The organism is Caldalkalibacillus salinus (assembly GCF_016745835.1).
Taxonomy (GTDB): Bacteria; Bacillota; Bacilli; order Caldalkalibacillales; family JCM-10596; genus Caldalkalibacillus_A; species Caldalkalibacillus_A salinus.
The window spans coordinates 28,716-55,265 of the sequence record NZ_JAERVL010000036.1 but is presented as its reverse complement, the minus strand read 5'-3'; the positions used below and the strand labels follow the sequence as shown (position 1 = coordinate 55,265).

Here is a 26,550-nt window from a genome sequence, read left to right as displayed (position 1 = left end):
TTTGTTCAGTTTTCAAGGTTCCGATGTCCAGGATGGACAAGCATCTGCGTTGTCACAGGAGCGACATTATCAAGTTATGATAGCGGCGTTTTTTCGCGCCAACAAAATTAATTGTAACAAACAACGGATGCTTCGTCAACACTTTTTTTAAGACAAAGTGTATGAAATGACGTTGTTATTTGCTGTTGTTATCTCGGAGTGTCGCTTTTTTGCGGCGACAAATAATAATATAACATGCCTATCATATGACATGCAACCCTCTTTTTAAGATTTTTTATCATGTATTGGCTGTTCATTTTAATGGGTTAAAAAGAAAAGGCCTCTCTACGAGACCTTTTCAGTTAAAACATCTGTATATAACTTATGACTTACGTCCTTCCCCTCGTGTACAGAGTGGGTACGTTAAGTTTCAGAATCATTATCTAGATCTTGCTCATTATCATCCACTTCAGTTTTATTTTCTTCTATTACTTTAATGTCTGTTTCTTCGTTTTCTATTTCATTTTCTATGTCTTCATTAATGTCTACTTTGGCTACTGTAGCTACTTCTTCATCTTCTTGGACCCGTATGAGCCTTACACCTTGCGTGTTTCTTCCCATGGTTGATATATCTCCAACATGGATTCGAATGATAATACCAGTCGCCGTCACAATCATAAGATCTTCTTCAGGTGAAACGGTCTTTAGGCCGACAACGTGTCCGTTTCTTTCTGTGAGGTTCATTGTCTTAATCCCGATACCACCTCTTGTTTGTAGGCGATATTCACTCATTGTTGTTCGTTTCCCGTAACCTCTGCTCGTGACGATTAAGACATCATGTCCTTCACTAATGGTGTCCATATCAATGACCGCATCGTCACTACGTAGGGAAATCCCTTTAACACCTGCTGCGGTTCTACCCATAACACGTACATCTTGTTCTTCATAACGAATAGACATGCCTTGACTAGTACCCATGATAATCTCTTGGTTGCCATCTGTTAAACGAACACCGATTAACTCATCATCCTCGCGTAGGTTTATGGCAAATAAACCCCCACGTCTAATATTACCAAAGGCGGATAGGGTTGTGCGTTTGACAATACCATTCTTTGTTGCAAAGAATAGATACCAGTCGTCGACATATTCTTTGACAGGAATAATGGCGGAGATGTACTCTTCTTTTTCAATTTGAATCAGATTAATGACAGGTACGCCTCGGGCGGTTCGCCCAAGCTCTGGTATTTCGTAAGCTTTGAGACGATACACACGCCCTCTATTCGTGAATAGCATCACATAATGGTGGGAGTTGGTCACAAATAGATGCTCAACAAAATCATCGTTTTTAGTGTCCATTCCGGCAATACCGCGACCTCCACGCTTTTGGCTTTTGTACGTCGTTACAGGTAAACGCTTGATGTAGCCTTGGTGTGTCAATGTAATAAGTACATCTTCTTGTGGGATCAAATCTTCATCCTCAATCATATCTTCCCCTACCGTAAGCTCTGTACGGCGTTCATCGTTGTATTTAAGTTTAATGTCCTCTAGCTCTTCGTTTATAATGGCAAGTATTCTATCTTCGTCCCCTAAAATGGCTTTTAACTCAGCTATTTTAGCGACAAGTTCACTATATTCTGATTCAATTTTTTCACGCTCAAGACCCGTTAGTCGCTGTAGTCTCATATCTAAAATTGCTTGTGCTTGGTCATGACTTAAGCTGAAGTTATTCATCAGCCCATCTCTAGCTTCGTCCGTTGTTTGTGAGGAGCGAATCAGCTCAATTACGTCATCTAAATGGTCTAAAGCGATACGTAAACCTTCTAAAATGTGTGCTCTCGCTTCTGCTTTTTTGAGCTCATGCTCTGTTCTTCTCCTAATCACAATCTTTTGATGATCAATATAATGCGCGAGCACTTGTTTTAAATTGAGTACCTTCGGTTCACCATCTACTAATGCGAGTAAATTAATACCAAAAGTGGTTTGTAATGCTGTTTGTTTGTATAGGTTATTTAATAAAACGTTTGGATTAACGTCTCTACGGATTTCTATTACAATCCTCATGCCGTTTCGATCTGATTCATCACGGAGGTCAGTGACACCGTCGATTCGCTTATCTCTCACGAGTTCCGCAATTTTTTCTATGAGCTTGGCTTTGTTTACTTGGTAAGGGATTTCATCTACTATGATTCGAGATTTACTCCCTGTTTCTTCAATGCGAGCTTTGGCACGTAACGTAATGGTTCCTCTTCCCGTTTCGTAAGCTCTACGAATACCAGATTTACCTAAAATCTGTGCACCGGTTGGGAAATCTGGACCAGGGAGATGCTCCATCAGATCTGCAATAGAGGCCTCCGGCTCCTCAATGAGATACTGCACGGCATTAATAACTTCTCCCAACTGGTGAGGAGGGATATTAGTGGCCATCCCTACCGCGATACCAGCGGCGCCATTGACAAGTAAATTTGGAAAACGCGCAGGGAGCACCTTGGGCTCTTTTTCTGAGCCGTCATAGTTTTCCTGATAATCTATAGTATCTTTGTTGATGTCTCTTAGTAACTCCGTTGATATTTTGGACATTTTGGCTTCTGTATAACGCATGGCCGCAGCGGCGTCACCATCAACAGAACCAAAGTTACCATGTCCATCGACGAGCATATAACGATAGGAAAAGTCTTGAGCCATGCGGACCATCGTCTCATATACGGCTGAATCCCCGTGCGGGTGATACTTACCGATGACTTCCCCTACGATACGTGCCGATTTTTTATAAGGCTTATCTGGTGTCATTCCGAGCTCGTTCATGGCGTAAAGTATGCGCCTGTGTACCGGTTTTAGTCCGTCACGAACATCAGGTAAAGCACGGCTGACAATAACACTCATAGCGTAATCCATAAAGGAGTTACGCATCTCTTGCCCTATATTTACTTCTTGTACTCTGGATTGTCCCATTTCTGCCATATCATACCCTCCGTTCAACCATCAAACACGTAAAAGCTACCTCAAATAGGTAACAGTGGATTCGATTCGTGGTTCCTTATAGTACTGTATATTATTTTTATATATCTAGGTTACGCACATATTGAGCGTGTTCTTGTATAAAATCTCTTCGAGGTTCTACCTTATCTCCCATTAATGTCTCGAATATCATATCCGCATCCATCGCATCTTTGAGTGATACTTGTAAAAGAGTACGACTTTCTGGGTCCATCGTTGTTTCCCATAATTGAGTCGGATTCATTTCACCTAAACCTTTGTATCGTTGATATGATGGTTTTGGACTTTGACCTAATTCGCCTAAAATGGTGTGCAGTTCTTTTTCGTTATAGGCATAAAAGACCTTCTTACCTTGAGATATTTTATACAACGGTGGTTGAGCGATATAGACATACCCTTTTTCAATCAATTCCTTCATATAACGGTATAAGAAAGTAAGGAGTAATGTACGGATATGGGCACCATCCACGTCTGCATCAGTCATGATGACAATTTTGTGGTATCTCGCTTTCTCTATATCGAATTCTTCCCCAATGCCGGTTCCTAAAGCTGTTATGATAGCCCTAATTTCATTATTAGAAAGAATTTTGTCTAGTCTCGCTTTTTCTACGTTAATAATCTTACCTCGAAGGGGGAGAATAGCTTGGAAGTGACGATCCCTTCCTTGTTTGGCAGATCCACCTGCTGAGTCACCCTCAACGACGTATAACTCACTAATAGATGCATCACGACTAGAACAGTCGGCAAGTTTACCAGGTAGGGAACTGACTTCTAAGGCACTCTTTCTCCTGGTCAACTCTCTCGCTTTACGTGCTGCATCACGAGCACGCTGTGCCATCAGTGACTTTTCAATGACTTTCTTTGCCGTAGATGGGTTCTCATTTAAAAACGTAGAGAAATGCTCTGCAAAGACAGACTCCGTTACACTTCTGGCTTCACCATTCCCTAGTTTCGTTTTGGTCTGTCCTTCAAATTGAGGATCCTCGATTTTCACGGACACTATAGCTGTTAAACCTTCTCTGGCATCATCACCAGTGAGATTGGTGTCGGCTTCCTTCAGCAAATGATGCTTACGTGCATAATCATTTAAAACACGCGTTAATGCACTCTTAAATCCTGCTTCATGGGTTCCACCCTCATGCGTATTAATATTATTAGCAAAAGAGTATAAGTTGGTGGCGAAGCTGTCATTATATTGAAGAGCCACTTCGATGGTGAGCCCATCCTTAATGTCTTCTAAATATATGGGCTCGTGTAGAACTTCTCGATTGCGATTCAGGTACTCAACAAAAGAGGCGATGCCCCCTTCATAAAAGAAGGTTTCTTGTTGCTCGTCTTCACTACGCTCATCCTTGATATTCATCTTAAGACCCTTGTTTAGGAAAGCCATCTCTCTTAAACGTCCTCGAAGAGTTTCATAGTCGAAAACGGTTGATTCGGTAAAGATATCCGGATCGGGTTTAAAGGTCGTTTCCGTTCCCGTATGATCCGTCTTGTCTATCACTTTTAATTCATTTTGAGGGACGCCGCGCTCATAACGTTGGTAGTAAATTTGTCCATCTCTGTGAACTTTCACCTCACACCAAGAGGATAGTGCATTCACGACTGAGGCCCCCACACCATGAAGTCCACCTGATACTTTGTAACCGTCACCGCCAAATTTACCCCCGGCATGCAAAACGGTCATTATCACTTCAACTGCCGGTTTACCCGCTTTTTCATGAATACCAACAGGAATTCCACGACCATTGTCGCGAACTGTGATGCTATTGTCTTTGTTAATGGTTAAATCGATCGTATCACAATAGCCTGCCAACGCTTCGTCTACACTGTTATCGACCACTTCCCATACTAAGTGGTGTAAACCACGGGCAGCAGTGGAACCTATATACATCCCGGGACGCTTTCTTACTGCTTCTAATCCTTCTAAGACCTGTATTTGATTTTCATCGTATGAATGTTCTTTGATCGTCATGGTTCCTCACCTCGTTTCTTCAATATCCACTGTGGTCGCCTAGTGCCCTTCGGTTAAGTGTTAACGAAGAGATAGGAGAACCATAAACATGATCCTCCGTGACAACAATGGATTTTGTTGCATCCTTTGCAATCCATGTAATCGAGCCAGCCTCTTCCTGCTGATCGATAAATGGGTAACTTTTCAGATCTAAATCATTTGGGCTGTATTCGAGAATGGCGATAATTTCTTTAGCCTGTACAACGATATCTCCACCTAAATGAATATACATGGTTATGATCCCTCTTTCATTCTTGTGATCTTCCCCTGTTGTACGCGATATACCGTCGATTGGTCCAGTATAGACTGATGAATGCCTTCTAAGCTCGTATTGGTCACAAATGTTTGTACTTTATTCTGAATCGCTCGTAGAAGGTGCGATCTCCGCTGATCATCAAGTTCTGAAAGAACATCATCTAGTAACAATATAGGGTATTCGCCTACCTCTTTGCGGATGAGCTCTATCTCAGCTAACTTTAATGCCAGAGAGGTTGTTCTCTGTTGTCCTTGCGATCCATAAGTATGTACGTTAACCCCGTTCACAATAAATTGTAGGTCATCTCTGTGTGGGCCAACTAAAGTTGTCCCACGAGCTTCTTCCTGTTCTCTTATTTTATCAAATTTTTCACTTAATGTACGGGTCATTTCTTGTTCATCTGTGCAATCGTCCATCTGTGTAGAAAGGACATAATGAACATTAAGCGTCTCTTTCTGTTCTGTAATCCCTTGATGGATTTCATTGGCCCATTTTTCTATTTGCTGAACGAAGTGCGCTCGTTTTTTTATAATTTTAACAGCCACTTCGATGAGCTGCTCGGTAAATATATCAACCATAGGGCGGTGTTGCTGGCGTTTATCCCATTGTTTAAGTAAGGCATTACGCTGACTGAGAAGCTTTTGGTATTGAGTGAGTTGGTATAAATAATGTGGACTCATTTGTCCTAATTCCATATCTATAAAACGACGTCGCACCTGAGGGCTACCCTTTACGATTTCAAGGTCCTCAGGTGCAAACATGACGACATTTAATACCCCAACATAGTCACTTAATTTTTGTTGTTCTATACGATTGAGCCTTGCCTTTTTCCCTTTTGATGATATCTGTAATTCAAGGGGAATTGTGGCGTGCCGCTTCTCAACAGTGCCTTGTAATCGCGTGTAACCTTCCTCCCAGCTTATCCACTCTTTGTCTTTGTTGGTACGATGTGATTTAGCTAGGGCTAAAACATAAAGGGATTCTAATAAATTAGTCTTCCCTTGTGCATTATCACCAATAAATAAGTGGATATAAGGATCAAATTGTAGAGAAAGGGATTCATAATTCCGATAATGCGTTAGATGCAATTCTTTTACATACACAAGAATCCCCCTTAACCTTCTTGGACAACCTCAAAACTCCCCATTTCTTCAACTTCTATGATATCACCTGGGTAGAGCTTCTTCCCTCTGCGATTCTCACTCTCTCCATTGACGAGGACATCATGTTCTTCAAGGAACCATTTTACTTGACCGCCTGTTTGTAGGACATCTGCAAGTTTGAGGAATTGCCCTAAGGGAATGTAATCTGTGGTAATGGGGATTTGTTTGGCCAATGTTCATTCTCCTTTTCTGTCGGTGTTTCTGGTCTACTCATGAAATGAATTGAAGGAATATGATGATGAGAACATACATAAGATTAATATGTGCGGACCGGTAAGACAAGATGAAGAATGCGATCATTGTCTTTAGGCTTAATAACAAAAGGACTCATTGCACCTGTGAACTCGATCGTGATTTCCGGATGGTCTACTGCTTTTAGGGCATCCAGAACAAATTTGGCGTTAAACGATATCTTTATTTCTTCGCCTGAAACATCACTGACCGTCACATTTTCAACTACTTTACCTACTTCAGGGGTGTTTGATGAGATTTGAACCTGCGACTGATCAATTGTTGAAAGTTGAACAACATGTTTACCGTCTTTTGCGAGTAAGGAAGCACGTTCAATCGCTTGTAATAATTGTTTCGTTTCAACTAATATTTTTGTTTTATTTTGTTGTGGAATGATACGAGACGTATCAGGATAAGTCCCCTCTAGTAAACGAGAGAGGAATAGGATGTGGTTCGCTTTAACCAATATCTGATTGTTTGTCACAACGATATCTATCTTTTCAGCTTCGTCATCAAGGATACGGTTGAGTTCATTTAAACTTTTACCCGGTATCACCACGTTTGAAAAACTCAGCTGATCCCCCGTTTCAACAGTGACTTCTCGTTGAGCTAATCGATGGCTATCTGTTGCCACAAACTTTAGATCCTGGTTATCTAGATTCCAAAGTACTCCCGTAAGAATTGGACGTGATTCCTGCGTTGATACAGCGAATGCCGTTTGGCGTATCATGCTTTTAAATAGATCACTGGAAATACTAAACTGCTTATCCGTTTCAATTTCGGGTAATCTAGGATACTCGTCTGCATTCAGTCCATTAAGGTTGAATTCAGCGCTACCTGAACGAATTGTCGTGATAAATTGATCAACGACCTCAATTTCAACTTTCTGATCCGGTAATTTTTTAACAATATCAGTGACATATTTAGCAGGGAGTACGATACTACCTAGTTTAACCACTTTTACAATTTCTTTACCTTCTATTTCAAAAGGAATAGCGGATTGGATAGAGATATCAGAATCACTACCAGTTAGTACACATTCTCCGTCAAGGACCGCTACTTTTATACCTGTTAGTATTGGAATTGTTGTACGAGTAGATACAGCTTTAGAAACGTGACCTACTGCTTCTGCTAAATATTCTCGATCTATGACTATGTGCATAAAGCAACCGACCTCCAACAAAAAATAAACATATTTATTCTATTTTAGCATATAACTCTTTATATAAGTAATATTTTAAAAGCGTGGTCATAGTAATAAGGGCTGTTGATATGTGGATAAGTTCAAAAAGCGGACATAAAGCAAGCCTATACACATGTGAGTAAGTGTGTGTATAGGCCTATTAACTATGCACATGCCTGTGAGTGAAATACTTTATTGATTTTTAATGGCATCCGTTAGATCTTGCATCGTTTTTTCTAGGTTAGGATCTGTCTGTAACGCTTTTTTGATCTTGTCTTGGGCGTGTATGACTGTCGTATGATCTCGACCACCAAATTCTTCACCGATTTTTGGGAGAGACGCGTCAGTCAATTCACGGGACAAATACATGGCAATTTGTCTAGGAAAAGCAACAGCTTTGGTTCTTTTCTTAGCCTTGAAATCTTCTATCTTTAACTCATATTGCTCCGCCACGATCTGTTGGATCTTCTGAATCGTGATGAAGGTAGGTTTGTTACTAGGAATAATATCTTTTAGTGCTTCTGCTGCAAGGTCTGCTGTCATATCTTGATTCACAAGTGAACTATACGCCACAACTCGAATCAATGCGCCTTCTAGTTCCCGAATATTGGTGTCAATCTGGTTGGCGATGTATACGAGTACCTCATTTGGAATATCTAGCTGCTCTGACTTAGCCTTTTTACGCAGTATGGCGATTCTCGTTTCTAAGTCTGGTGGTGTGATGTCCGTTATTAACCCCCACTCAAAGCGTGAACGTAGGCGGTCTTCAAGTGTAGGAATTTCTTTTGGGGGACGATCACTAGAAATGACAATTTGTTTTCGATCTTCGTGTAGTGAGTTAAAGGTATGGAAGAATTCAACCTGGGTTTGTTCTTTTCCAGCTAGGAATTGAATATCATCAATGAGAAGAATGTCAACGTTCCGATACTTATTCCGAAATTCAACGGTTTTGTTATTTTGGATGGCATTAATAAATTCGTTAGTAAATTTCTCAGATGATAGGTATACCACTTTCGCACTGGGATTATGCTCAACAATATAATGACCAATCGCATGCATTAAGTGGGTTTTTCCTAACCCTACTCCCCCATAAATAAATAAAGGATTGTAAGCCTTGGCTGGGGCTTCAGCTACTGCTAATGAGGCTGCATGAGCAAAACGATTCCCTGTCCCAATGACAAAGGAATCAAATACATATTTTGGATTTAACATGCTTTGATGCTGGTCTTCCTGGGGTTGGTTTTGCTCTAGCTGCTTACTCTTTTGAAACGCAAGATCAAGGTCTAAATCATCCACTTGCTGATTTTGGGGGATGATGAATTTCACATCTAATTGAGAACCTGTAATGTCATATATCGTGTCAGATATTAGTTCTAAGTACCTAGATTCCAGCCAGTCCCTCGCAAATTCATTCGGCGCTGTAATGACTAGCTGATCTCCTTTAAGAGAGTGGGCGCTTGTGGCTTTGAGCCAAGTATCGAAGCTAGGCTTACTGACCTTTTTCTGGATCACACCGAGTGCCTGGCTCCAGAGTTCATTCAAGTTTTCCATAATAACTCCCTTTCTCTTCTCGTATCTCTCCCTTTGTTATTCAGGTGTTTATGTGTATAAAAAATGCCGTAATGATAGATGTTTTGGAACGTTCTGCGGAATGTTGTGGAAAATTGAAACTTCAAGTTATACACAATGTTAGAAGATGTCCACATTTCTATCAACAACGTGTGGATAAAATTATTGTGGGTGAATTTGTCCACAAGAGTAAAGCAAAAATATAATATCAAAAAAAGAGGGTTATTTCAATGCTTTTATTATGCTTATCCACAATGTGCACATCTTGTGTTTAGTTTTTATTCACATGACTATATTTTGTGAACAACTTGTCAACAAGAAGTGGAATCTTGTCGAAGGCTGTGGAAAATTTATGCACAGAGGAAGAATGGTGTCGAGTGTTTGACATTTGAGCTGGAGACTCTTATAATATTAAGATGTGTTTAGTTAAGAGCGAGGAACAGGATCTTCGCGAGGAGGTGCTTAATAATGAAAAGAACATTCCAACCAAATAACCGTAAGCGCAAAAAAGTTCATGGCTTCCGTGCGAGAATGAGCACAAAGAACGGACGTAGAGTGTTAGCTCGTCGTCGTAAAAAAGGAAGAAAAGTAATATCTGCATAAAAGACCACTCTCGGTAGTGGTCTTTTTTCTCTTTTTCTTGTAAAATGGAAAAAGGGTGTTTACGACATTAAAAGAGTAGCTAAAATAGAGATAGGTTTCTTTTTAATAGACGTGGAGGAGCACCCATGCAGAAAGATTTAAGGTTAAGAAAAAATGAAGAGTTTCAAAAGGTGTTCAAAAAAGGAAGTTCAGTAGCCAATCGGCAACTCGTGTTATATGTATGCCCTAACAAGGAGACGGATCGCTTTCGCTTAGGTGTGTCCATTAGTAAAAGGGTGGGACATGCTGTGGTTCGTAATCGTCTGAAACGTCAGCTAAAAGAAGCTGTCAAATCGCAAGAGCATCTCATCTCAAATGGATACGACATGATTATTATTGTTCGAAAACCAGCTTTGCACCTGGACTTCAGCGGATTACAGAACAGTTTCAAACATGTTTTGAAGAAGACGGATGCGTTTGTGTATGGACGTGATAAACAACGTAATGGTAACTCCCATAGGTATAGAGCCCCTCACAAACGACAGACATAATTCTTGGGTATACTTAGATAAGGTGAGGAGACAGGCTAGAGATGAGAAGGATCTTAATAGGACTTATTCTTTTTTATCAGAAATATATCTCTCCATTGACACCACCCACGTGTCGTTTCGCACCGACTTGTTCGCATTATGCGTATGAGGCGATAACAAAGCATGGGGCTGCCAAGGGAGGATATCTTGCCATTAAAAGAATATTGAAGTGCCATCCTTTCCACCGTGGTGGTTTTGATCCTGTACCATAGTTGTCAGCTGTAAGATAGGAGGAGTAGAATTTGGCTCGTAGAATATTACTGGTTGCAATTTTATTTATGTTTTTATTTATGTTAACAGGATGTAATATCGAGGAACCGATTAACCCTGAAAATGGGATATGGGACCGGTATTTCGTCTATCCACTCGCTTGGACGTTAGAATACTTTGCAGAGTTATTCAACTCAACTGATGACCGCATGTTAGATCGATATGGATGGTCCATTATTGTCGTGACGATTATTATTCGTTTGTTGACCCTCCCATTGATGGTGAAACAGTTGAAAAGTTCTAAAATGATGCAGGCCTTACAGCCGGAAATGCAGAAGATACGAGAGAAGTATAAAACGGACCAGCAAAAACTTCAGCAAGAAACGATGAAATTATTCCAAAAGCATAATGTGAATCCGTTAGCAGGATGCCTTCCAATTCTAGTTCAGATGCCGATTCTGATCGCATTTTATCACGCCATTTTCCGCCATGAACTGATACCAGGTCACACGTTTCTTGGTATTGAGCTAGGCGAACCATTCTGGGGGCTTGCGATTCTTGCCGGTATTACTACGTATGGGCAGCAGAAAATGATGGGGGCTCAAAGTAACCCACAAATGCGAATTTTAATGGTGATTTTACCTGTGATGATCACAGTGTTTGCTTTCTACTTCCCAGCAGCTTTATCGCTATACTGGGTGATCGGTAACCTATTCACAATTACGCAGACTTACTTTATGAAAGATATGTATAATCTTAATCAGGAGGGTGCTGCTAAGTGAGTAAAGTGACTGTTAGGGGAAAAACGATCGAAGAGGCTGTCAGGACGGCCCTCAATCAACTTGAAACTTCAGCGGATGCAGTTAACGTTAACGTTATTGAGGAGCCAAAAAAAGGGTTTTTTGGTTTAGGAGCAAAAGAAGCCGTTATTGAAGTCGAAATGAAGCAATCCGATGAACAAGGAGAACCTAACAGCACAGAACGCACAGCGGAAGTCGAGTATACTTCCGCTTTTGTGCATACAGAAACAGAAACAGAAACAGTACCATTAAAGCAATCAGATTCACTAGCGGAAAATACAGATGAATTAACATCTCACACCAGTGAAAAGAGCCAGACATTAGCGGTGCAGGAAGGGCAGGCCTTTTTAGAGGAAGTGTTGGCTAAGATGAATATACCCGCAAAGATTGAGGTGAAAGAGGAGTCAGATCAATGGACATTCGATGTGACTGGTGACAAAATTGGCCTCATGATTGGTCGTCGTGGGCAAACATTAGATGCACTCCAATATCTCACTAATGTTGTTGCTAATCGATATACAGAAGATTATGTACGTATTATTCTAGATGCCGAAAATTATCGGAAAAGAAGAAAAGAAACCCTCCAGCAACTGTCTGATCGTATGGCTAAGAAAGTGATCACAACACGGGCTAAGGTGTCTTTAGAACCTATGAATGCCGCAGAGCGTAAAATTATTCACACTCATCTGCAATCATATGCCGGTGTGCTTACCGAAAGTGAAGGAAGAGAACCGAACCGTCATGTTGTGATCCTACCTAAATAGTCCACATGTGGATAACTTAATATTGAATCTCAAAGAGTCTCTACATAGAGGCTCTTTTTCTTTTGCTCCAGATAGGAAATATGTGTTATTGTATTAATTTAGGGGTAACCTAAATAATGCTGAGGTGAATATATCATGGATCATTTCGATACAATCGCAGCGATATCCACACCTATGGGTGAGGGTGGCATCGCCGTTGTTCGTGTAAGTGGTAAAGATGCCGTCGATGCTGTGGATAATATATATAAAGGTAAACATGATTTGTCCACTGTGGAAAGTCACACCATACATTATGGTCATCTGATTCATCCACAAAGTGGAGAAAATATAGAGGAAGTGATGGTTACGGTTTTGCGTGAGCCACGCACATATACAAAAGAAGATGTGGTCGAAGTAAACTGTCATGGAGGGATTGCTTCAGTCAAGCGGGTATTGCAGCTTGTCTTGGATCAAGGTGTAAGACTGGCGGAACCAGGGGAGTTTACAAAGAGAGCATTCCTAAACGGACGGATAGACTTATCGCAGGCAGAGGCGGTCATGGATTTGATTCGTTCTAAGACGGATAGAGCTATGGATGTGGCCCAACAGCAGGTGGAGGGAAGGTTATCAAAGATGATACAGTCCCTGCGACAGGAGATTCTAGAAACATTAGCTCATATTGAGGTCACTATAGACTATCCGGAACATGACGTAGAGGAAGTGACACATGAACTTCTCTTAAACAAGTCCACAAAGGTAAAAGAGGAAATTGAACGTTTACTTCAGACAGCTGAACAGGGTAAAATTTTAAGAGAAGGTTTATCCACAGTGATTATTGGACGTCCTAATGTGGGTAAATCATCATTAATGAATGCATTGGTGCATGAAAACAAAGCGATTGTCACAGATGTACCTGGTACGACAAGGGATGTCCTAGAGGAGTATGTAAATGTTCGTGGTGTCCCGTTAAAGTTGGTTGATACGGCAGGTATCAGAGAAACAGAGGATATCGTGGAAAGGATCGGGGTAGAAAGGTCTCGCGAGGTGCTTAAACAAGCGGATCTCATTCTCCTGGTTCTTAATTATGCTGAACCGTTAAGTGATGAAGATCGTCAGTTACTAAATCTCGTACAGGATATGAAAAGCATCTTAATTATTAATAAGACAGACTTAGATCCGCAAATAGATATGGAAGAGTTGAAATCATTACATGATGAGGCATTGATTGTGACGACGTCATTGATAGAGGACGCAGGGCTAGATCAATTGGAGCAAGCCATTTCTGAACTTTACTTTACTGGAGACGTGCAGGGGGGCGATGTTACCTATGTTAGTAATGCACGTCACATCTCTTTGTTAAAACAAGCCCAACGTTCTATTGAAGAAGCAATTAATGGTATTCACGCTGGTGTACCCGTTGACGTCGTTCAAATAGATTTACAGAAAGCGTGGGAAACCTTAGGTGAAATTATAGGGGATGCAGTAAACGAGAGTTTAATTGATCAGTTATTCTCTCAATTTTGTCTCGGTAAATAAAGCTGATAGTGAGTTAGGAGGAGTACACAGATGAGATACCGTGGGGATGACTTTGATGTGATCGTCATCGGAGCAGGACATGCGGGCAGTGAATCAGCCTTGGCTGCAGCTCGTATGGGATGTTCCACACTTTTACTTACATTAAATTTAGATGCTGTGGCTTATATGCCATGTAACCCTTCCATTGGAGGTCCAGCTAAAGGGCATGTGGTAAGAGAAATAGACGCCCTAGGCGGTGAAATGGGAAAAAATATAGACAAAACTTATATCCAAATGCGTTTATTGAATACAGGAAAAGGTCCAGCTGTTCAGGCTTTACGTGCGCAAGCGGATAAATTCCTATATCAACAAACGATGAAAGAAACCATTGAAAAAGAGCCTAATCTGGTTTTACGCCAAGCAATGGTCGAAGAGTTGATCGTGGAAGATGGTGTTTGTCGAGGGGTAGCGACGAAGACCGGGGCAGAATATTACGCTAAAACAGTCGTTTTGACAACGGGGACTTATTTACGAGGGCGCGTGGTTTTAGGAGACTTATCTTATGAGAGTGGACCGAATAACCAACAGCCATCTATTCGTCTATCAGAACACTTGCAAGCGCTTGGTTTCGACATGGTTCGATTCAAAACGGGCACACCACCGCGTGTGCATGGAGACACCATCGATTATGATCAAACCGAAATTCAACCTGGGGACGATAAGCCGCTATCCTTCTCTTTTGAAACGACCGAATACCTTGAAGATCAGCTGCCATGTTGGTTAACGTACACTGGTGAAGAAACACATAAAGTGATACAGGATAATCTATCTCGCTCACCAATGTATGGCGATTCTAAAGAAATTGAAGGGCAAGGCCCCCGTTACTGTCCTTCTATTGAGGATAAAATTGTACGCTTCGCTGATAAACCACGCCATCAAATATTCTTAGAACCCGAGGGGCGGACGACGTCAGAAGTCTATGTGCAAGGTCTGTCAACAAGCTTGCCAGAGGATATTCAATTACAAATACTCAAGTCCGTCCCGGGGCTAAAAGATGTCAAAATGATGCGGCCAGGATATGCGATCGAATATGATGCTATCGTGCCGACACAATTATGGCCATCACTTGAAACCAAGACGATTGAAAACTTATTCACAGCGGGTCAGATTAATGGGACTAGTGGCTATGAAGAGGCCGCAGGTCAAGGAATTATGGCGGGGATTAATGCTGCCAGAAAAGTACAAGGGAAGAGTCCTGTCATCCTAGACCGTTCGCAAGCATATATTGGGGTACTCATCGATGACCTGGTGACCAAAGGCACGCAGGAGCCGTACCGTTTGTTAACGTCTAGAGCTGAGTATCGTCTGCTCTTAAGAAATGACAATGCTGACTTAAGGCTGACTGACATCGGCTATGATATTGGCTTAATTCGAGAAGAACGCTATGAGCGTTTTAAACAAAAAAAGGAACAAATTGAAGTGGAAATCAAACGATTGAACAAAGAAAAGGCACGACCGAATGAAGACACCCAAGCTGTCATGCGTGCCAAAGGGTCGAAGGAATTGACCAATTCATTCGATTTAGCCACGATCTTAAGAAGGCCTGAGATCTCATATGTAGACATTGAGAAGATTTCCCCTTCACCTGTTTCGTTGTCTAGCGAAGTGAAACAACAAGTAGAGATTCAAGTCAAGTACAGTGGCTATATAGAAAAACAGTTACAACAGGTCGAAAAACTGAAAAGCATGGAAAACAAGAAGCTGTCTGAAAACCTAGATTATACACAGATCAAAGGGTTGTCTATGGAAGCGGTGGAAAAACTCAATGAGGTTAAACCACTCAGTATCGCTCAAGCGTCTAGAGTTTCAGGTGTATCGCCTGCTGACGTTTCTATTCTTCTCGTTTATTTAGAACAAATGTCGCAAAAAAAGGAAGTCTAGGAGTCATCACATATGAATGAAAAAACATTTGTTGAAGCACTAGAGCAGAAGGGCATCACCTTATCAGAGGAACAGTTATATCAGTTCCGTAAATATTATAATGAGTTAGTACAATGGAATGAAAAAATGAACCTCACCGCTATCACAGATCAAGAAGCCGTGTATCTTAAACACTTTTATGATTCATTGACAGCAGCTTTTTACCACGATTTTGATCAATCGATGAGTATTGTTGATATTGGAGCAGGGGCTGGATTTCCTAGCTTGCCCCTCAAAATATGCTTTCCGCATTTATCGGTGACAATCGTTGATTCCTTAAATAAAAGGATTAAATTCTTAGGGCACCTAGTCGAAACGTTAGATCTGAATCACGTCCACTTGCACCACAAGAGAGCAGAAGAATTTGGTCGCCAGCCTGAACACCGCCAAGCGTACGACATCGCAATGGCTAGAGCTGTAGCAAGATTGAACGTGCTTAGCGAATTGTGTTTGCCCCTTGTCAAAGTTGAAGGACGGTTTATCGCTATGAAGGGGGCTAAAGGAGAAGAAGAACAACAAGAAGCACGGAATGCCATTGGTCAATTAGGTGGAAAGGTTGAGGAACACCATACTATTACTCTCCCACAGGAAGAAGGACATCGATCAATGATATTGATTGATAAAATAAAACCCACACCGAAACAGTACCCAAGAAAACCGGGTATACCGAACAAGAAACCGATACGATAGTCTACAGCTTTCTACAAATAAAATGTTCCACGTGGAACATTTTATTTTTTTTGCAGGAGAAAAGTGATAGAATAAAGAATGTTATAAAGAGAATATATTGGGTGGTGTAAGCCATGAAAGAGCAGTTTACTCGTTTGTTAGGTATCGGAGAGAAACAACACGAGCAGGAATCAGAGGAACACAAGGATCTGAAGGAAAAGGCAGAAGCGCTCGATATGAGCAACACCCAGGATGCGGTTGTATCTATTCCTTTAGACCAGATTATCCCCAACCGTTATCAGCCGCGGACAGAGTTTGATGATGAAAAAATTGATGAATTGTGTCAAACCATCAAAACACACGGCATTATACAACCGATTGTTGTACGCGAACAAGGGGATCACTATGAGCTAATTGCGGGTGAGCGGAGATGGCGTGCGGCTACCAAACTTGAATTACATACGATTCCGGCTGTGATACGTAATTTTAATGATTCTCAGTCGGCTTCAGTAGCACTGATAGAGAACTTACAACGCGAGAATTTAACTTCAATAGAGGAAGCTATGGCCTATCAAAGATTGATAGAGTTGCATGGTTTGACTCAAGAAAGTTTGGCTCAACGTTTAGGCAAAGGGCAGTCAACCATCGCGAATAAAATTAGGCTGTTGCATCTTCCGCAAGAATGTCATGAAGCATTAAAGAAAAGGTTGATCACAGAGCGGCATGCACGTGCACTTCTAAGCTTGAAAGAAGAGGCGCTACAGCTCAAATTTCTAAAAGAAATTATTGAAAAGGATTTGAACGTCAAACAGGCTGAAGCACGAATCAAACAATATTTTGATCAACAAGGCGAGAAGACGAAAAAGCGACCAGTACGTAAATCTTATTCTAAGGACGTTCGCTTAGCTCTTAATACCATACGTCAATCAGTAGATATGGTCGTACAGAGTGGTTTAACGATCGAAACGGATGAAAAAGATCACGATGAATTTTACGAAGTGACCATTAAGATACCAAAGAACAAATAGTGTATATCACGTTGAAAAAAGGCTAAAACAAGGCTTGGCTTAGGAGCCAAGTTTTCTTCTTGTCAACAACCTAGGAAAAAAGAAAAATAATATAACCAGTATGGCGTGAAACGACGGCCAATTGTGAAATGACGGCCAACCTAAGCAATATTGTAGTGCAACCTTGTCAATTAGGACCTTCGAAATCAGTTTGATAGACATCTTAGACCGTAACAGAAATGAATAGAAGAGGTGAAAGGCCATGGGGAAAATAATCGCGATTGCGAATCAAAAGGGCGGTGTTGGTAAGACGACTTCTTCCATTAATTTGGGGGCTAGTTTAGCGACGCTCGGGAAGAAAGTCCTGCTCATTGATATTGACCCGCAAGGAAATACAACGAGTGGCATCGGTATCAACAAAGCTGACGTTGAACAGTGTATATATGATGTTCTCATTGATGAAGTAGATCCAATGGATACAGTTATAACGACGAGTGTCGATAACCTGTCTATTATCCCAGCTACCATTCAATTAGCAGGGGCCGAGATAGAATTAGTTCCGACCATTTCTCGTGAGATACGTTTAAAAAAATCTATACTGCCGATTAAGGATGAATATGATTATATCCTTATAGATTGTCCACCGTCCCTTGGTATACTTACCATTAACTCATTGACGGCAGCAGACTCAGTTTTAATCCCAATTCAATGTGAGTACTATGCCCTCGAGGGATTAAGTCAGCTATTGAATACAGTGCGTTTAGTCCAAAAGCATCTTAATACGTCTTTGCTTATTGAGGGTGTTCTACTCACTATGTTAGATGCCAGAACCAATTTAGGTTTGCAAGTAATTGAAGAAGTGAAAAAGTATTTTCAAGAAAAAGTATATCAGACCGTCATCCCACGTAATATTAGGCTCAGCGAAGCACCGAGTCATGGCCAGTCCATAGTGACCTATGATCCAAAATCAAGGGGGGCTGAGGTTTACCTTGACCTTGCAAAGGAAGTGGTAGAGGATGTCTAAACGTTTAGGAAAGGGCCTCGATGCCTTAATTCCATCATTAGAAGTATCAGATGATGAAAAAGTCATTCAAATCAAGCTAAATGAGTTACGACCTAACCCATATCAACCACGAAAAGAATTTGAAAAAGACACCATTGAGGAACTTAAACAATCCATACAAGAACATGGTGTGATTCAGCCCATTATCGTCAGAAAAAGCATTAAGGGGTTTGAAATTATAGCAGGAGAGCGTCGTTTCAGAGCATCAAAAGAAGCTGGCCTCAGTACGATCCCTGCTGTGGTTAAGGAATTCTCAGAGCCCCAAGTGATGGAAATCGCTTTAATTGAAAATATCCAAAGAGAAGACCTAAATGCGATGGAAGTAGCCTTAGCTTACAAAAAAATCATGGAAAAGTTTGAACTGACACAAGAGGAGCTATCCCTAAAGGTTGGTAAGAGCCGTTCACATATTGCTAACTTTTTAAGGCTTCTACATTTACCTGAGAACGTACAAAACTATGTTTCACGTGGAACATTATCAATGGGACATGCTCGTGCACTGGTCGGAGTAAAGGACCGTAAAACACTTCTCCAGCTAGCTAAAAAATGTATAGAAGAAAATTTAAGTGTTCGTCAATTAGAGGAACTCATTCAACGGATAGAAGATGTTTCACGTGGAACAAACAAAAGAGAGCGGAAGAAAGTGAAGAAGGACGTTCACTTGCAAAGAATAGAAGAGGATCTAAAAGGTGTATTTGGCACCTCTGTGAAAATCACAAAGGGGAGCAAAAAAGGGAAAATTGAGATAGAATTTTTTACAGATCAAGATTTAAATCGTATAATTGAACTTGTTCAGCAAAAAAGTTAAAAGGATTAACTCGAGAGGATAGCAGGGTGTTATCCTCTTTTACAATCTGTAAAAGGATACATTGCTATAGATAGTAGGTGAAAATATGATTTACCTAGACAATGCCGCTTCAACTTGGCCAAAACCAAAAGAAGTGTCTCGAGCGATGGTTGAAGCTGTCGAAAACTATGCGGCCAACCCTGGAAGAGGGGGGCATCGTTTAGCACAAAAGGCCTCTCAAGTGGTGAACGAAACGCGGCGTAATCTAGCGGCACTATTCCACGTGCAAGATTCAAATAGCATTGTTTTTCAAACTAATGCTACAGCAGCTATAAACCAAGCACTATTTGGATTACAGTGGAAAGAGGGCGATCATGTTATTTCGACAAGCTTGGAACATAACTCTGTTCGCCGCCCACTTGAAAAACTAAAAGACGCCTATGGCGTTCAAACGACATATCTTGATCTAAAACCGAATGAAGAGATCAAACCCGACGACATTTGTCCTTATATTACCGAGCACACAAAACTCATCGCCTGTACCCACATGTCTAACCTAACGGGGCAAGTCATGCCGGTGTCTTTATTGGGCCAACTTGCGGATGAGCATAATCTTTTGTTTCTTGTGGATGCCTCTCAATCGGCAGGTTACCTTCCTATTGATGTGGAGGAATTGAAAATAGATCTGTTGGCTTTTCCAGGGCATAAAGGTCTATATGGCCCGCAGGGGACCGGTGGTTTATACGTTTCACCTCGTGTTACGTTGACACCTCTGTTACATGGCGGGACAGGCCGTTTTTCAGAAGACGTTAACATGCCTGGACAAATGCCTGAACGCTTGGAGGCAGGGACCCTTAATACGCCAGGTATTGCTGGGTTAGGAGAAGGGGTTCGCTTTATATTGAATGAAGGGATAGATAAGATACAGCAGCATGAAGCAGGATTGACGACTTATGCTCTGCGTCAATTAAACGACATGTCGGGCATAGCTGTGTACGGGCCGACTGTAGATGTACCGAGAGGACCTGTGATTGCTTTTAATATTAAAGGGGTTCACTCTCACGAAGTGGCCCATATATTGAATGATTATTATGGTGTAGCGGTTAGGGCGGGCATGCACTGTACACCTCTTGCGCATCATGCCCATGGAACAGAAAGAACGGGGGCGTTGCGTATCAGCTTCAGTTATTTTAATAGAACAGAAGAGGTTGACCATTTCATAGATGCTCTTATGGAAATAAAAGAGGGATTATTAGGGGAGTAAAGGACAGGAGCGAAGAAAATTGATTTTACTAGGCGTTATCGCTAACACCATTGCCATCATCATTGGCGCACTATTAGGACAGGTGTTTACGAATATTAATCAGAGTATGAAAGAGACCATCATGAAAGCGATGGGCATCGCGATTGTCGTTCTGGGATTAGGGATGGCTTTTGAAAGCCATTCCTTTATTATCGTTTTATTCAGCTTAGCTATTGGTGCGGTCATAGGTGAGGCACTTAAGTTAGAACAGCGTTTAGAACAATTAGGAAAATGGATTGAAGTGAAAGCGGGTAAGAGACTAAAGGGGAACATCGCACGGGCGTTTGTCACAACCACGCTGATATATAGTATTGGCGCTATGTCAGTTGTAGGGGCTTTAGATAGTGGCCTAAGACAGGATCATAATGTGCTATATACAAAATCAATGTTAGACGGATTTATGGCTATACTCTTCTCCTCAACACTTGGCATTGGCGTCATCTTTTCAGCCATCCCAGTTTTTCTGTATCAGGGAGCTATCGCGTTTGGTGCAACTTTTATTAATAGGGTGTTTCCCCAGGCTTTAATTGACCAAGTGGTTATTGATATCACAGCTACGGGTGGTATCTTAATCATTGCCATAGCTTTAAATTTATTAGAATTAACGAAGATTAAGGTCGGGAATCTTCTACCCGCATTGCTCGTCGCCACTGTATTATCCGGCGTGTTTTATCTTTATTAGCTTGTCTAAAACGCTAGACCAGAATGGAGATGCCGAGGATAAAAAATAGACCCTCTCTTGTAAAGCGAGAAGGGCCTTGGGGTGTCAGCTTGACTGAATTATTGATCTGTGAAGACGTTTGACCAACGTCGGTTGAAGCTTTCTGTAGGGGAAGCTTCTTTTTTTTGGGCAAGTAACGTTGATGTTGTGTGTATTGCCGTTGTTATTTTATCTGCCATTTTCATGACGACAGATAGTCTTGTGTTTTGTAAAACAAAATACTCCATGAACCCTCCCACGTTCACGATACCAGTCAAATGATAATCGCCCACTTCGGGGAGTTTTTTCTGTACGCCAGCTCCAGGTTTTAAAGGGCCTTTGGCTAAGGTGATTTTTCCTACACTCTTGAGATCACCAAGGCAAGCGTCAATCGCAATGATGAGAGGAAAACGATGGTTTTCTTTAATTTGCTGCAATGTGTCATCTAAGTTCATGGCGTGAACGGGTTCATCAAGTGTGCCATAAACACTCATGTTGGCCGGTGTCAGTGATGATAGTTTTGATCCAATGATCGGTCCAAGAGCATCGCCAGTAGAGCGGTCTGTACCAATACAAACGATAACAATGTCATAAAAATCATGCTTGTTTAATAAAGTTGAATATAACGTTTGAGACAAACGGTGAACCATGTAATGACTGTCGTAAGAGTCTCGGAACAATGGTGTAGGAGGGTGCATCTGGATACTCATAAGACCTCCTTTTGATTACTAAGAGAATAGCAATCTTATATGGTTTATTAACCAGTATAGGACGGGGAAAGAAAAATTATACTTTAGTCTATTTGTATTCAAGGACAAGACAAAGGGGGAGAAACTTGGGTGAATAACCATGCATATGTTTGGAACGGATTGAAGGTCTCTTTCCTTATTATTGGGACAACGATTGGGGCAGGATTTGCTTCAGGTAGAGAGATATGGGAATTTTTCACCTCTTATGGTACAGGGAGTAGTATCTATGTTTTGTTATCCATGTTGCTATTCTCAATCAGCTGTTACATTATCATGAGTATTAGCCATGAACTGAAAGCCCCACATTATGTCCACGTGCTAGAGGCGTTAATCGGGAAAACATTGGGTAGAGTGTATGATGTCCTCATCTTTTTTTATTTACTTTCTACGACGGTGGTGATGTTCGCTGGAAGCGGGGCAACTTTACAATACTGGTCTATATCATATTGGGTTGGCGTGGCCCTGATAAGTGTATTGGTATGGCTCGTGTTTCTACGAAATGTTGAAGTGATGATTTCCTTAAATAGTATTCTCATTCCAATCATGATTATGACTCTGATGCTTGTTTGCGGGTTATTTATTTGGGGAGGATTTGGTGAGAGAGCCGAAGTGTCCGCTGGTGAGCAGATTTTTCCTTCCGCTATAGCTTTCACGGCGCTAAATATCTTACCGCTCATTGCTGTGTTGTCTGCTATCGGTTCACGCATGCAAGCCAAAGAAATAAAGGTGGCTAGCATAGGGAGTGCGGTTGGGCTGTGTAGCATCGCGCTCTTATATAACGAGTCTCTATTAAACCTGGGTAATGAAATTATGCTGTATGAAGTGCCTCTTTTTGCCATTCTGCGGTATTTCTCGGATGAGCTTATGATCGGGGTTACCTTTATATTATGGTTGGCCATCTTCACTACGGCGATTAGTGGCATGTTCGGACTTGTGACTCGCTTTAAAAGCCAGGAACGACCGCAGTGGTTAACAGCTGCTTTTTTTATCCTATGTATTATCCCTTTAACGGTCTTTGGTTTTACAAACTTAATAAAAGTCTTATATCCTCTCTACGGTGTGCTGAATCTATTCATCCTGATGACAATCCTACTCTATCCGTTGGCGAAGCAGCGCAAAATGCGGTAAGATGATAAAAAGTTCGTAAAAGGTAGGGGGATGAACGATGCAGCAAAAAGAGTTTAAACTCTACGATATCGTCCAAATGAAAAAGCCACATCCCTGTGGGGAAAATCGCTGGAAGATTGTCCGCATGGGTATGGATATTCGTATAAAATGCATGAAATGCGAGCACAGTGTGTTACTCCCACGAGCCAAATTCGTTCAAAAGCTAAAAAAAATACTTGAACCGTATCAGGGAGATTAAAAACAGCGGCATACTAAAAGTTTGGTGAGTGGAGTGGAGAGGAGTTGGGAGATTGACTCAAAGAGAGAAGAAAGTCAAAACAGGCTGCCCGTTAAACTGTTGGGACGCTTGTGGATTTGTTGTCACAACACAAAATCAAAAGGTGGTTAAGGTTGAGGGAGATCCAGACCATCCTATGACAAAGGGGAAAATTTGTGGCAAGGGCATGATGTTAGGGGACCGTGTGAATCATACAGAACGCATTCTAACACCTCTGAAGAAGGTAGACGGTGTTTTTCAAGAGGTAACCTGGTCCCAAGCGTTAGATGACATCGCAGATAAGATGCAAACGATTAAAGAAGAGGTGGGAACCACGGCGGTTTTACACAGCCATGATTATTCCAATAACGGTTTATTAAAAAACTTAGACCAGCGTTTTTTCAACTGTTATGGCGGTATCACAGAATTGGTAGGAAGTTTGTGCTGGGGCGCAGGGATTGAGGCCCAGAAGGTGGACTTCGGGAGCGCCTATAGCCATTCACCTGAGGATATCGTTCATAGCCGCTCGATCGTCGTCTGGGGACGTAATATCACTGCAACGAACATGCATATTCTTCCTTTTGTAAAAAAAGCGCGCAAAAGGGGCGCCCAGTTAATTGTGATTGATCCGTTAAAAACGGGTATTGCTAAAATGGCGGATACACACATCACGCTTCGTCCAGGAATGGATGGTGCGGTCGCACTAGCGATAGCGAAAAGACTCGTTGACGATGGTCAAGCAGATGATGCTTTCCTTAGTCAATATACGTACGGTTTTGATACTTTTAATAAGGATGTTCTGGCAACTGTACAGACGGATACGATCTTAGAGCAGGCAGGGCTGACACCTGACATGTTTGAAACACTTGTACAAGCCTACAGTGAAGGGAAGCCCACATGCACTTTAATGGGCTTAGGGTTACAGCGATATAGTAATGGTGGTCAAACCATACGTTCCATCGATGCACTCGTGGCCGTTTCAGGAAATATCGGTATTCAAGGTGGAGGGGCAAACTATGCGCAGCTTGCAGTGGGAGAGTCCTTTAACACGACAGCGTTAACACGACCTGATAAAAGAAAACAACATCGTACCTTCACGCGTATGACACAGGCAGAGGATATTCTAGCAGCTAATGATCCACCCATTAAGATGCTTTTTGTCACCAGAGGAAATCCTGTTGTACAGGTCCCTAACACGAATCTCGTCAAAAAGGCTTTTGAACAGATCGAAACCAAGGTTGTTGTGGACCAGTTCTTGACTGACACGGCGCAGTTAGCAGATTATGTCTTGCCCTGTACGACCGTATTTGAAGAAGAGGATCTCTATTATGCTTCCATGTTTCACAACGTCGTCACTTACGGTCAGGCGAGTGTGCCGCCTTATGGAGAGGCTAAACCTGATCGCTGGATATGGACGGAGCTCGCCAACCGTTTAGGGTTTGGAGATGAGTTTGATTATACAGTGGATGAGTGGTTGGAGATGGGGCTGTCCTTATTAAATGAACAAGGTGTCACACTGGAAGTGATGAAAGAAAAAGGGGCGGTTAAGCTTCCTATTAGTGATGTGCCTTGGTTTAATAAGCAGTTTACAACCCCTTCGGGCAAGTATGAATTTTATTCGCTTAAGCTTGAAAGAGAAGGAAAAGAACCGATGGTCCAACTGCAACTACCTCATGAATCAAAATGGCGTGATCCCGAGCGCTATGCTCAGTATCCGTATACGATGTTAAGTATTCACCCACAAAAATCTTTACATTCTCAGCACTTTCATCTTGTCTCTGCACTACAAGAGCCAAGAATAGACATATCAACGTCAATTGCTGAACGTGAAAACTTAAACGAAGGTGATCTCATCAGGCTTTATAACGATAGAGGAAGCATTGAGGGAATCGTCAAGATCGTACCGGGGATACATGCAGATACTATTCGTGTAGATGAAGGGAGATGGGGCGCTTATGGTGGCTCACCTAACCAACTTACACCTGATACGATATCAGACGTTGGTTTAGGGAGTACGTTATATGATTGTCTGGTGGGGATTGAAAAGCTATAATCTATAGTCTGTTCTATATCATATATACTTACCGATGTACCCCCATTTCTAAGGGGGTGTTTCTCTTTTCTGTTTGGATAACTGTTCAATTAGCAGGGTGGCACAGTGTACCTTTTATATAGGTAAGAAGCTGCTCTTGCCTGTAAGGCCAGGGAGCTACAATGACGCTTTTTTCTCATGTCCTTTTTCCTTTTTTTAGCCCTTCTGTAAAACATCAGTTATAAAGACGTCCCATATAGAGCGTAAATAAACAAAGGCCACAGTGAAGAAAATAACTAACATCAATGAAAAAACGATATTTTTAAAAGTCAAATGCTTCACGACAGGCCGAGTGTATGTTTTTATTTTATTGACGGTATTATTCAATGTTATTCACCCCGACATCATTGTAACACAATGTTTATTAAAGCAAAAAAACATAAAAAAAGAGCCCCTCGTAAAGGAGGAGAGCTCTTGGGTCTTCATGATTAATAAGGAAGCTCAAGGGCCATTGTGGCATTTTTCACATCGTTGGCGAGGAGTGCCTCTAAATCGTAAGCGGGGTAGTAGCTTCTCTCACACATATATAGGAAAGCCTGTTCATGCAACTGAATAGCGCCTAGTAGTTGTTTGGTTAGAACCTCTCGAAGTTGAGGCGTGGCTGTCTCTGTAATGGCAATGGCATAATTACGTACGAGTGTCTTAGCCAAAGCTAACAAATCCCCTGCAAAAAAGCCTGTGTCATCAAATTTATGACGCTCATCTTGGCGAGGGGCAAGCGATACGAATGGGAGCAACTCTTGCAGATTCTGACTCATGGCCTGAATCGCAGCTTGGTATAGCTGTCTCAGTTGCGGGTCACGGACCTGTGCAATGCTGTTTTTTAACTTAAATACGCCTACGGACTGAAACGCTAAAAGTTCGTGTAACTCTAATGTTTCATGCCACGCTAAGTGATGCTGTGGCTGATGATGATGATGATGCATTTTCATGTAACCTCCTCCAAAGTGTGTGTATGTTCATACGGTATTATCCTATTCAGACCAA

25 protein-coding genes are annotated in these 26,550 nt (G+C 41.6%); 16 read left to right on the top strand and 9 right to left on the bottom strand.

The features are described 5' to 3' along the window. Positions 1 to 402: 402 nt before the first annotated feature. The 7 genes from gyrA to dnaA all read right to left on the bottom strand — a co-directional run bounded on the left by gyrA (position 403) and on the right by dnaA (position 9,371). The gene (gene gyrA / locus JKM87_RS17040; protein WP_202081578.1) at positions 403 to 2,937 is read right to left on the bottom strand and encodes a DNA gyrase subunit A; all 2,535 of its coding nucleotides are present in this window, start codon (positions 2,935 to 2,937) and stop codon (positions 403 to 405) included. Between the two features lie 97 nt (positions 2,938 to 3,034). Next, complete coding sequence (gene gyrB, locus JKM87_RS17035; protein ID WP_202081577.1) at positions 3,035 to 4,948, bottom strand: DNA topoisomerase (ATP-hydrolyzing) subunit B; 1,914 nt, start codon at positions 4,946 to 4,948, stop codon at positions 3,035 to 3,037. A gap of 19 nt (positions 4,949 to 4,967) precedes the next feature. Further along, on the bottom strand, positions 4,968 to 5,219 hold the full coding sequence (gene remB, locus JKM87_RS17030; RefSeq protein WP_202081576.1) for an extracellular matrix regulator RemB: 252 nt from the start codon (positions 5,217 to 5,219) through the stop codon (positions 4,968 to 4,970). Positions 5,220 to 5,221: 2 nt separating this feature from the next. Next, positions 5,222 to 6,346: a DNA replication/repair protein RecF gene (recF, locus tag JKM87_RS17025; RefSeq protein WP_202081575.1), complete on the bottom strand. Its 1,125-nt coding sequence runs from the start codon at positions 6,344 to 6,346 to the stop codon at positions 5,222 to 5,224. Between the two features lie 11 nt (positions 6,347 to 6,357). Continuing rightward, positions 6,358 to 6,579, bottom strand: a complete 222-nt coding sequence (gene yaaA, locus JKM87_RS17020) for a S4 domain-containing protein YaaA (protein WP_202081574.1) — start codon at positions 6,577 to 6,579, stop codon at positions 6,358 to 6,360. Positions 6,580 to 6,662: 83 nt separating this feature from the next. Next, a complete protein-coding gene (gene dnaN, locus JKM87_RS17015; protein WP_202081573.1) occupies positions 6,663 to 7,799 on the bottom strand; it encodes a DNA polymerase III subunit beta in 1,137 nt (378 codons plus the stop codon). A 213-nt stretch (positions 7,800 to 8,012) separates the two neighbouring features. Continuing rightward, complete coding sequence (gene dnaA / locus JKM87_RS17010; protein WP_202081572.1) at positions 8,013 to 9,371, bottom strand: chromosomal replication initiator protein DnaA; 1,359 nt, start codon at positions 9,369 to 9,371, stop codon at positions 8,013 to 8,015. 486 nt (positions 9,372 to 9,857) lie between these two features. Here dnaA and rpmH point away from each other — a divergent pair, with 486 nt between their 5' ends. The 13 genes from rpmH (at position 9,858) to JKM87_RS16945 (ending at position 21,320) form a co-directional block, all read left to right on the top strand. Continuing rightward, on the top strand, positions 9,858 to 9,992 hold the full coding sequence (gene rpmH, locus JKM87_RS17005) for a 50S ribosomal protein L34 (RefSeq protein WP_202081571.1): 135 nt from the start codon (positions 9,858 to 9,860) through the stop codon (positions 9,990 to 9,992). Positions 9,993 to 10,117: 125 nt separating this feature from the next. Then, positions 10,118 to 10,522, top strand: coding sequence for a ribonuclease P protein component (rnpA, locus tag JKM87_RS17000; protein ID WP_202081570.1), 405 nt, complete (start codon positions 10,118 to 10,120; stop codon positions 10,520 to 10,522). A 41-nt stretch (positions 10,523 to 10,563) separates the two neighbouring features. Then, entirely contained in the window at positions 10,564 to 10,773 is a 210-nt protein-coding gene (gene yidD / locus JKM87_RS16995; protein ID WP_202081569.1) for a membrane protein insertion efficiency factor YidD, read from the top strand. A gap of 30 nt (positions 10,774 to 10,803) precedes the next feature. Then, on the top strand, positions 10,804 to 11,553 hold the full coding sequence (yidC, locus tag JKM87_RS16990) for a membrane protein insertase YidC (protein WP_236838922.1): 750 nt from the start codon (positions 10,804 to 10,806) through the stop codon (positions 11,551 to 11,553). After that, a complete protein-coding gene (jag, locus tag JKM87_RS18110) occupies positions 11,550 to 12,335 on the top strand; it encodes an RNA-binding cell elongation regulator Jag/EloR (RefSeq protein ID WP_202081568.1) in 786 nt (261 codons plus the stop codon). Before yidC ends, jag begins: the two co-directional genes overlap by 4 nt. Positions 12,336 to 12,470: 135 nt before the next feature. After that, positions 12,471 to 13,850, top strand: coding sequence for a tRNA uridine-5-carboxymethylaminomethyl(34) synthesis GTPase MnmE (gene mnmE / locus JKM87_RS16980; RefSeq protein WP_202081567.1), 1,380 nt, complete (start codon positions 12,471 to 12,473; stop codon positions 13,848 to 13,850). A 30-nt stretch (positions 13,851 to 13,880) separates the two neighbouring features. Further along, on the top strand, positions 13,881 to 15,770 hold the full coding sequence (mnmG, locus tag JKM87_RS16975; protein WP_202081566.1) for a tRNA uridine-5-carboxymethylaminomethyl(34) synthesis enzyme MnmG: 1,890 nt from the start codon (positions 13,881 to 13,883) through the stop codon (positions 15,768 to 15,770). Between the two features lie 12 nt (positions 15,771 to 15,782). Continuing rightward, complete coding sequence (gene rsmG / locus JKM87_RS16970) at positions 15,783 to 16,499, top strand: 16S rRNA (guanine(527)-N(7))-methyltransferase RsmG (RefSeq protein ID WP_202081565.1); 717 nt, start codon at positions 15,783 to 15,785, stop codon at positions 16,497 to 16,499. A gap of 113 nt (positions 16,500 to 16,612) precedes the next feature. Continuing rightward, positions 16,613 to 17,506: a nucleoid occlusion protein gene (gene noc / locus JKM87_RS16965; RefSeq protein WP_202081564.1), complete on the top strand. Its 894-nt coding sequence runs from the start codon at positions 16,613 to 16,615 to the stop codon at positions 17,504 to 17,506. A 241-nt stretch (positions 17,507 to 17,747) separates the two neighbouring features. After that, on the top strand, positions 17,748 to 18,509 hold the full coding sequence (locus JKM87_RS16960; RefSeq protein ID WP_202081563.1) for a ParA family protein: 762 nt from the start codon (positions 17,748 to 17,750) through the stop codon (positions 18,507 to 18,509). Then, complete coding sequence (locus tag JKM87_RS16955; RefSeq protein WP_202081562.1) at positions 18,502 to 19,356, top strand: ParB/RepB/Spo0J family partition protein; 855 nt, start codon at positions 18,502 to 18,504, stop codon at positions 19,354 to 19,356. The genes JKM87_RS16960 and JKM87_RS16955 overlap by 8 nt, the downstream gene beginning before the upstream one ends. An 85-nt stretch (positions 19,357 to 19,441) precedes the next feature. Then, on the top strand, positions 19,442 to 20,599 hold the full coding sequence (locus JKM87_RS16950; protein ID WP_202081561.1) for an aminotransferase class V-fold PLP-dependent enzyme: 1,158 nt from the start codon (positions 19,442 to 19,444) through the stop codon (positions 20,597 to 20,599). Positions 20,600 to 20,618: 19 nt separating this feature from the next. After that, complete coding sequence (locus JKM87_RS16945) at positions 20,619 to 21,320, top strand: DUF554 domain-containing protein (protein ID WP_202081560.1); 702 nt, start codon at positions 20,619 to 20,621, stop codon at positions 21,318 to 21,320. A 98-nt stretch (positions 21,321 to 21,418) separates the two neighbouring features. On the opposite strand, the gene yyaC is transcribed toward JKM87_RS16945, so the two are convergent. After that, on the bottom strand, positions 21,419 to 22,048 hold the full coding sequence (gene yyaC / locus JKM87_RS16940; RefSeq protein ID WP_202081559.1) for a spore protease YyaC: 630 nt from the start codon (positions 22,046 to 22,048) through the stop codon (positions 21,419 to 21,421). A gap of 129 nt (positions 22,049 to 22,177) precedes the next feature. Here yyaC and JKM87_RS16935 point away from each other — a divergent pair, with 129 nt between their 5' ends. Genes JKM87_RS16935 through JKM87_RS16925 form a run of 3 tightly spaced genes read left to right on the top strand, consistent with a single transcriptional unit; the run spans position 22,178 to position 25,524 of the window. Continuing rightward, on the top strand, positions 22,178 to 23,215 hold the full coding sequence (locus JKM87_RS16935; RefSeq protein WP_202081558.1) for a hypothetical protein: 1,038 nt from the start codon (positions 22,178 to 22,180) through the stop codon (positions 23,213 to 23,215). A gap of 37 nt (positions 23,216 to 23,252) precedes the next feature. Beyond that, positions 23,253 to 23,453 carry a DUF951 domain-containing protein gene (locus JKM87_RS16930; RefSeq protein ID WP_202081557.1) on the top strand — a complete coding sequence of 67 codons (201 nt, stop codon included), beginning with the start codon at positions 23,253 to 23,255 and terminating at the stop codon, positions 23,451 to 23,453. A gap of 52 nt (positions 23,454 to 23,505) precedes the next feature. Beyond that, positions 23,506 to 25,524 carry a molybdopterin-dependent oxidoreductase gene (locus JKM87_RS16925; RefSeq protein WP_202081556.1) on the top strand — a complete coding sequence of 673 codons (2,019 nt, stop codon included), beginning with the start codon at positions 23,506 to 23,508 and terminating at the stop codon, positions 25,522 to 25,524. Between the two features lie 467 nt (positions 25,525 to 25,991). Here JKM87_RS16925 and JKM87_RS16920 read toward each other — a convergent pair whose 3' ends face one another. After that, positions 25,992 to 26,489 carry a spore coat protein gene (locus tag JKM87_RS16920; protein WP_202081581.1) on the bottom strand — a complete coding sequence of 166 codons (498 nt, stop codon included), beginning with the start codon at positions 26,487 to 26,489 and terminating at the stop codon, positions 25,992 to 25,994. Positions 26,490 to 26,550: the final 61 nt, after the last annotated feature.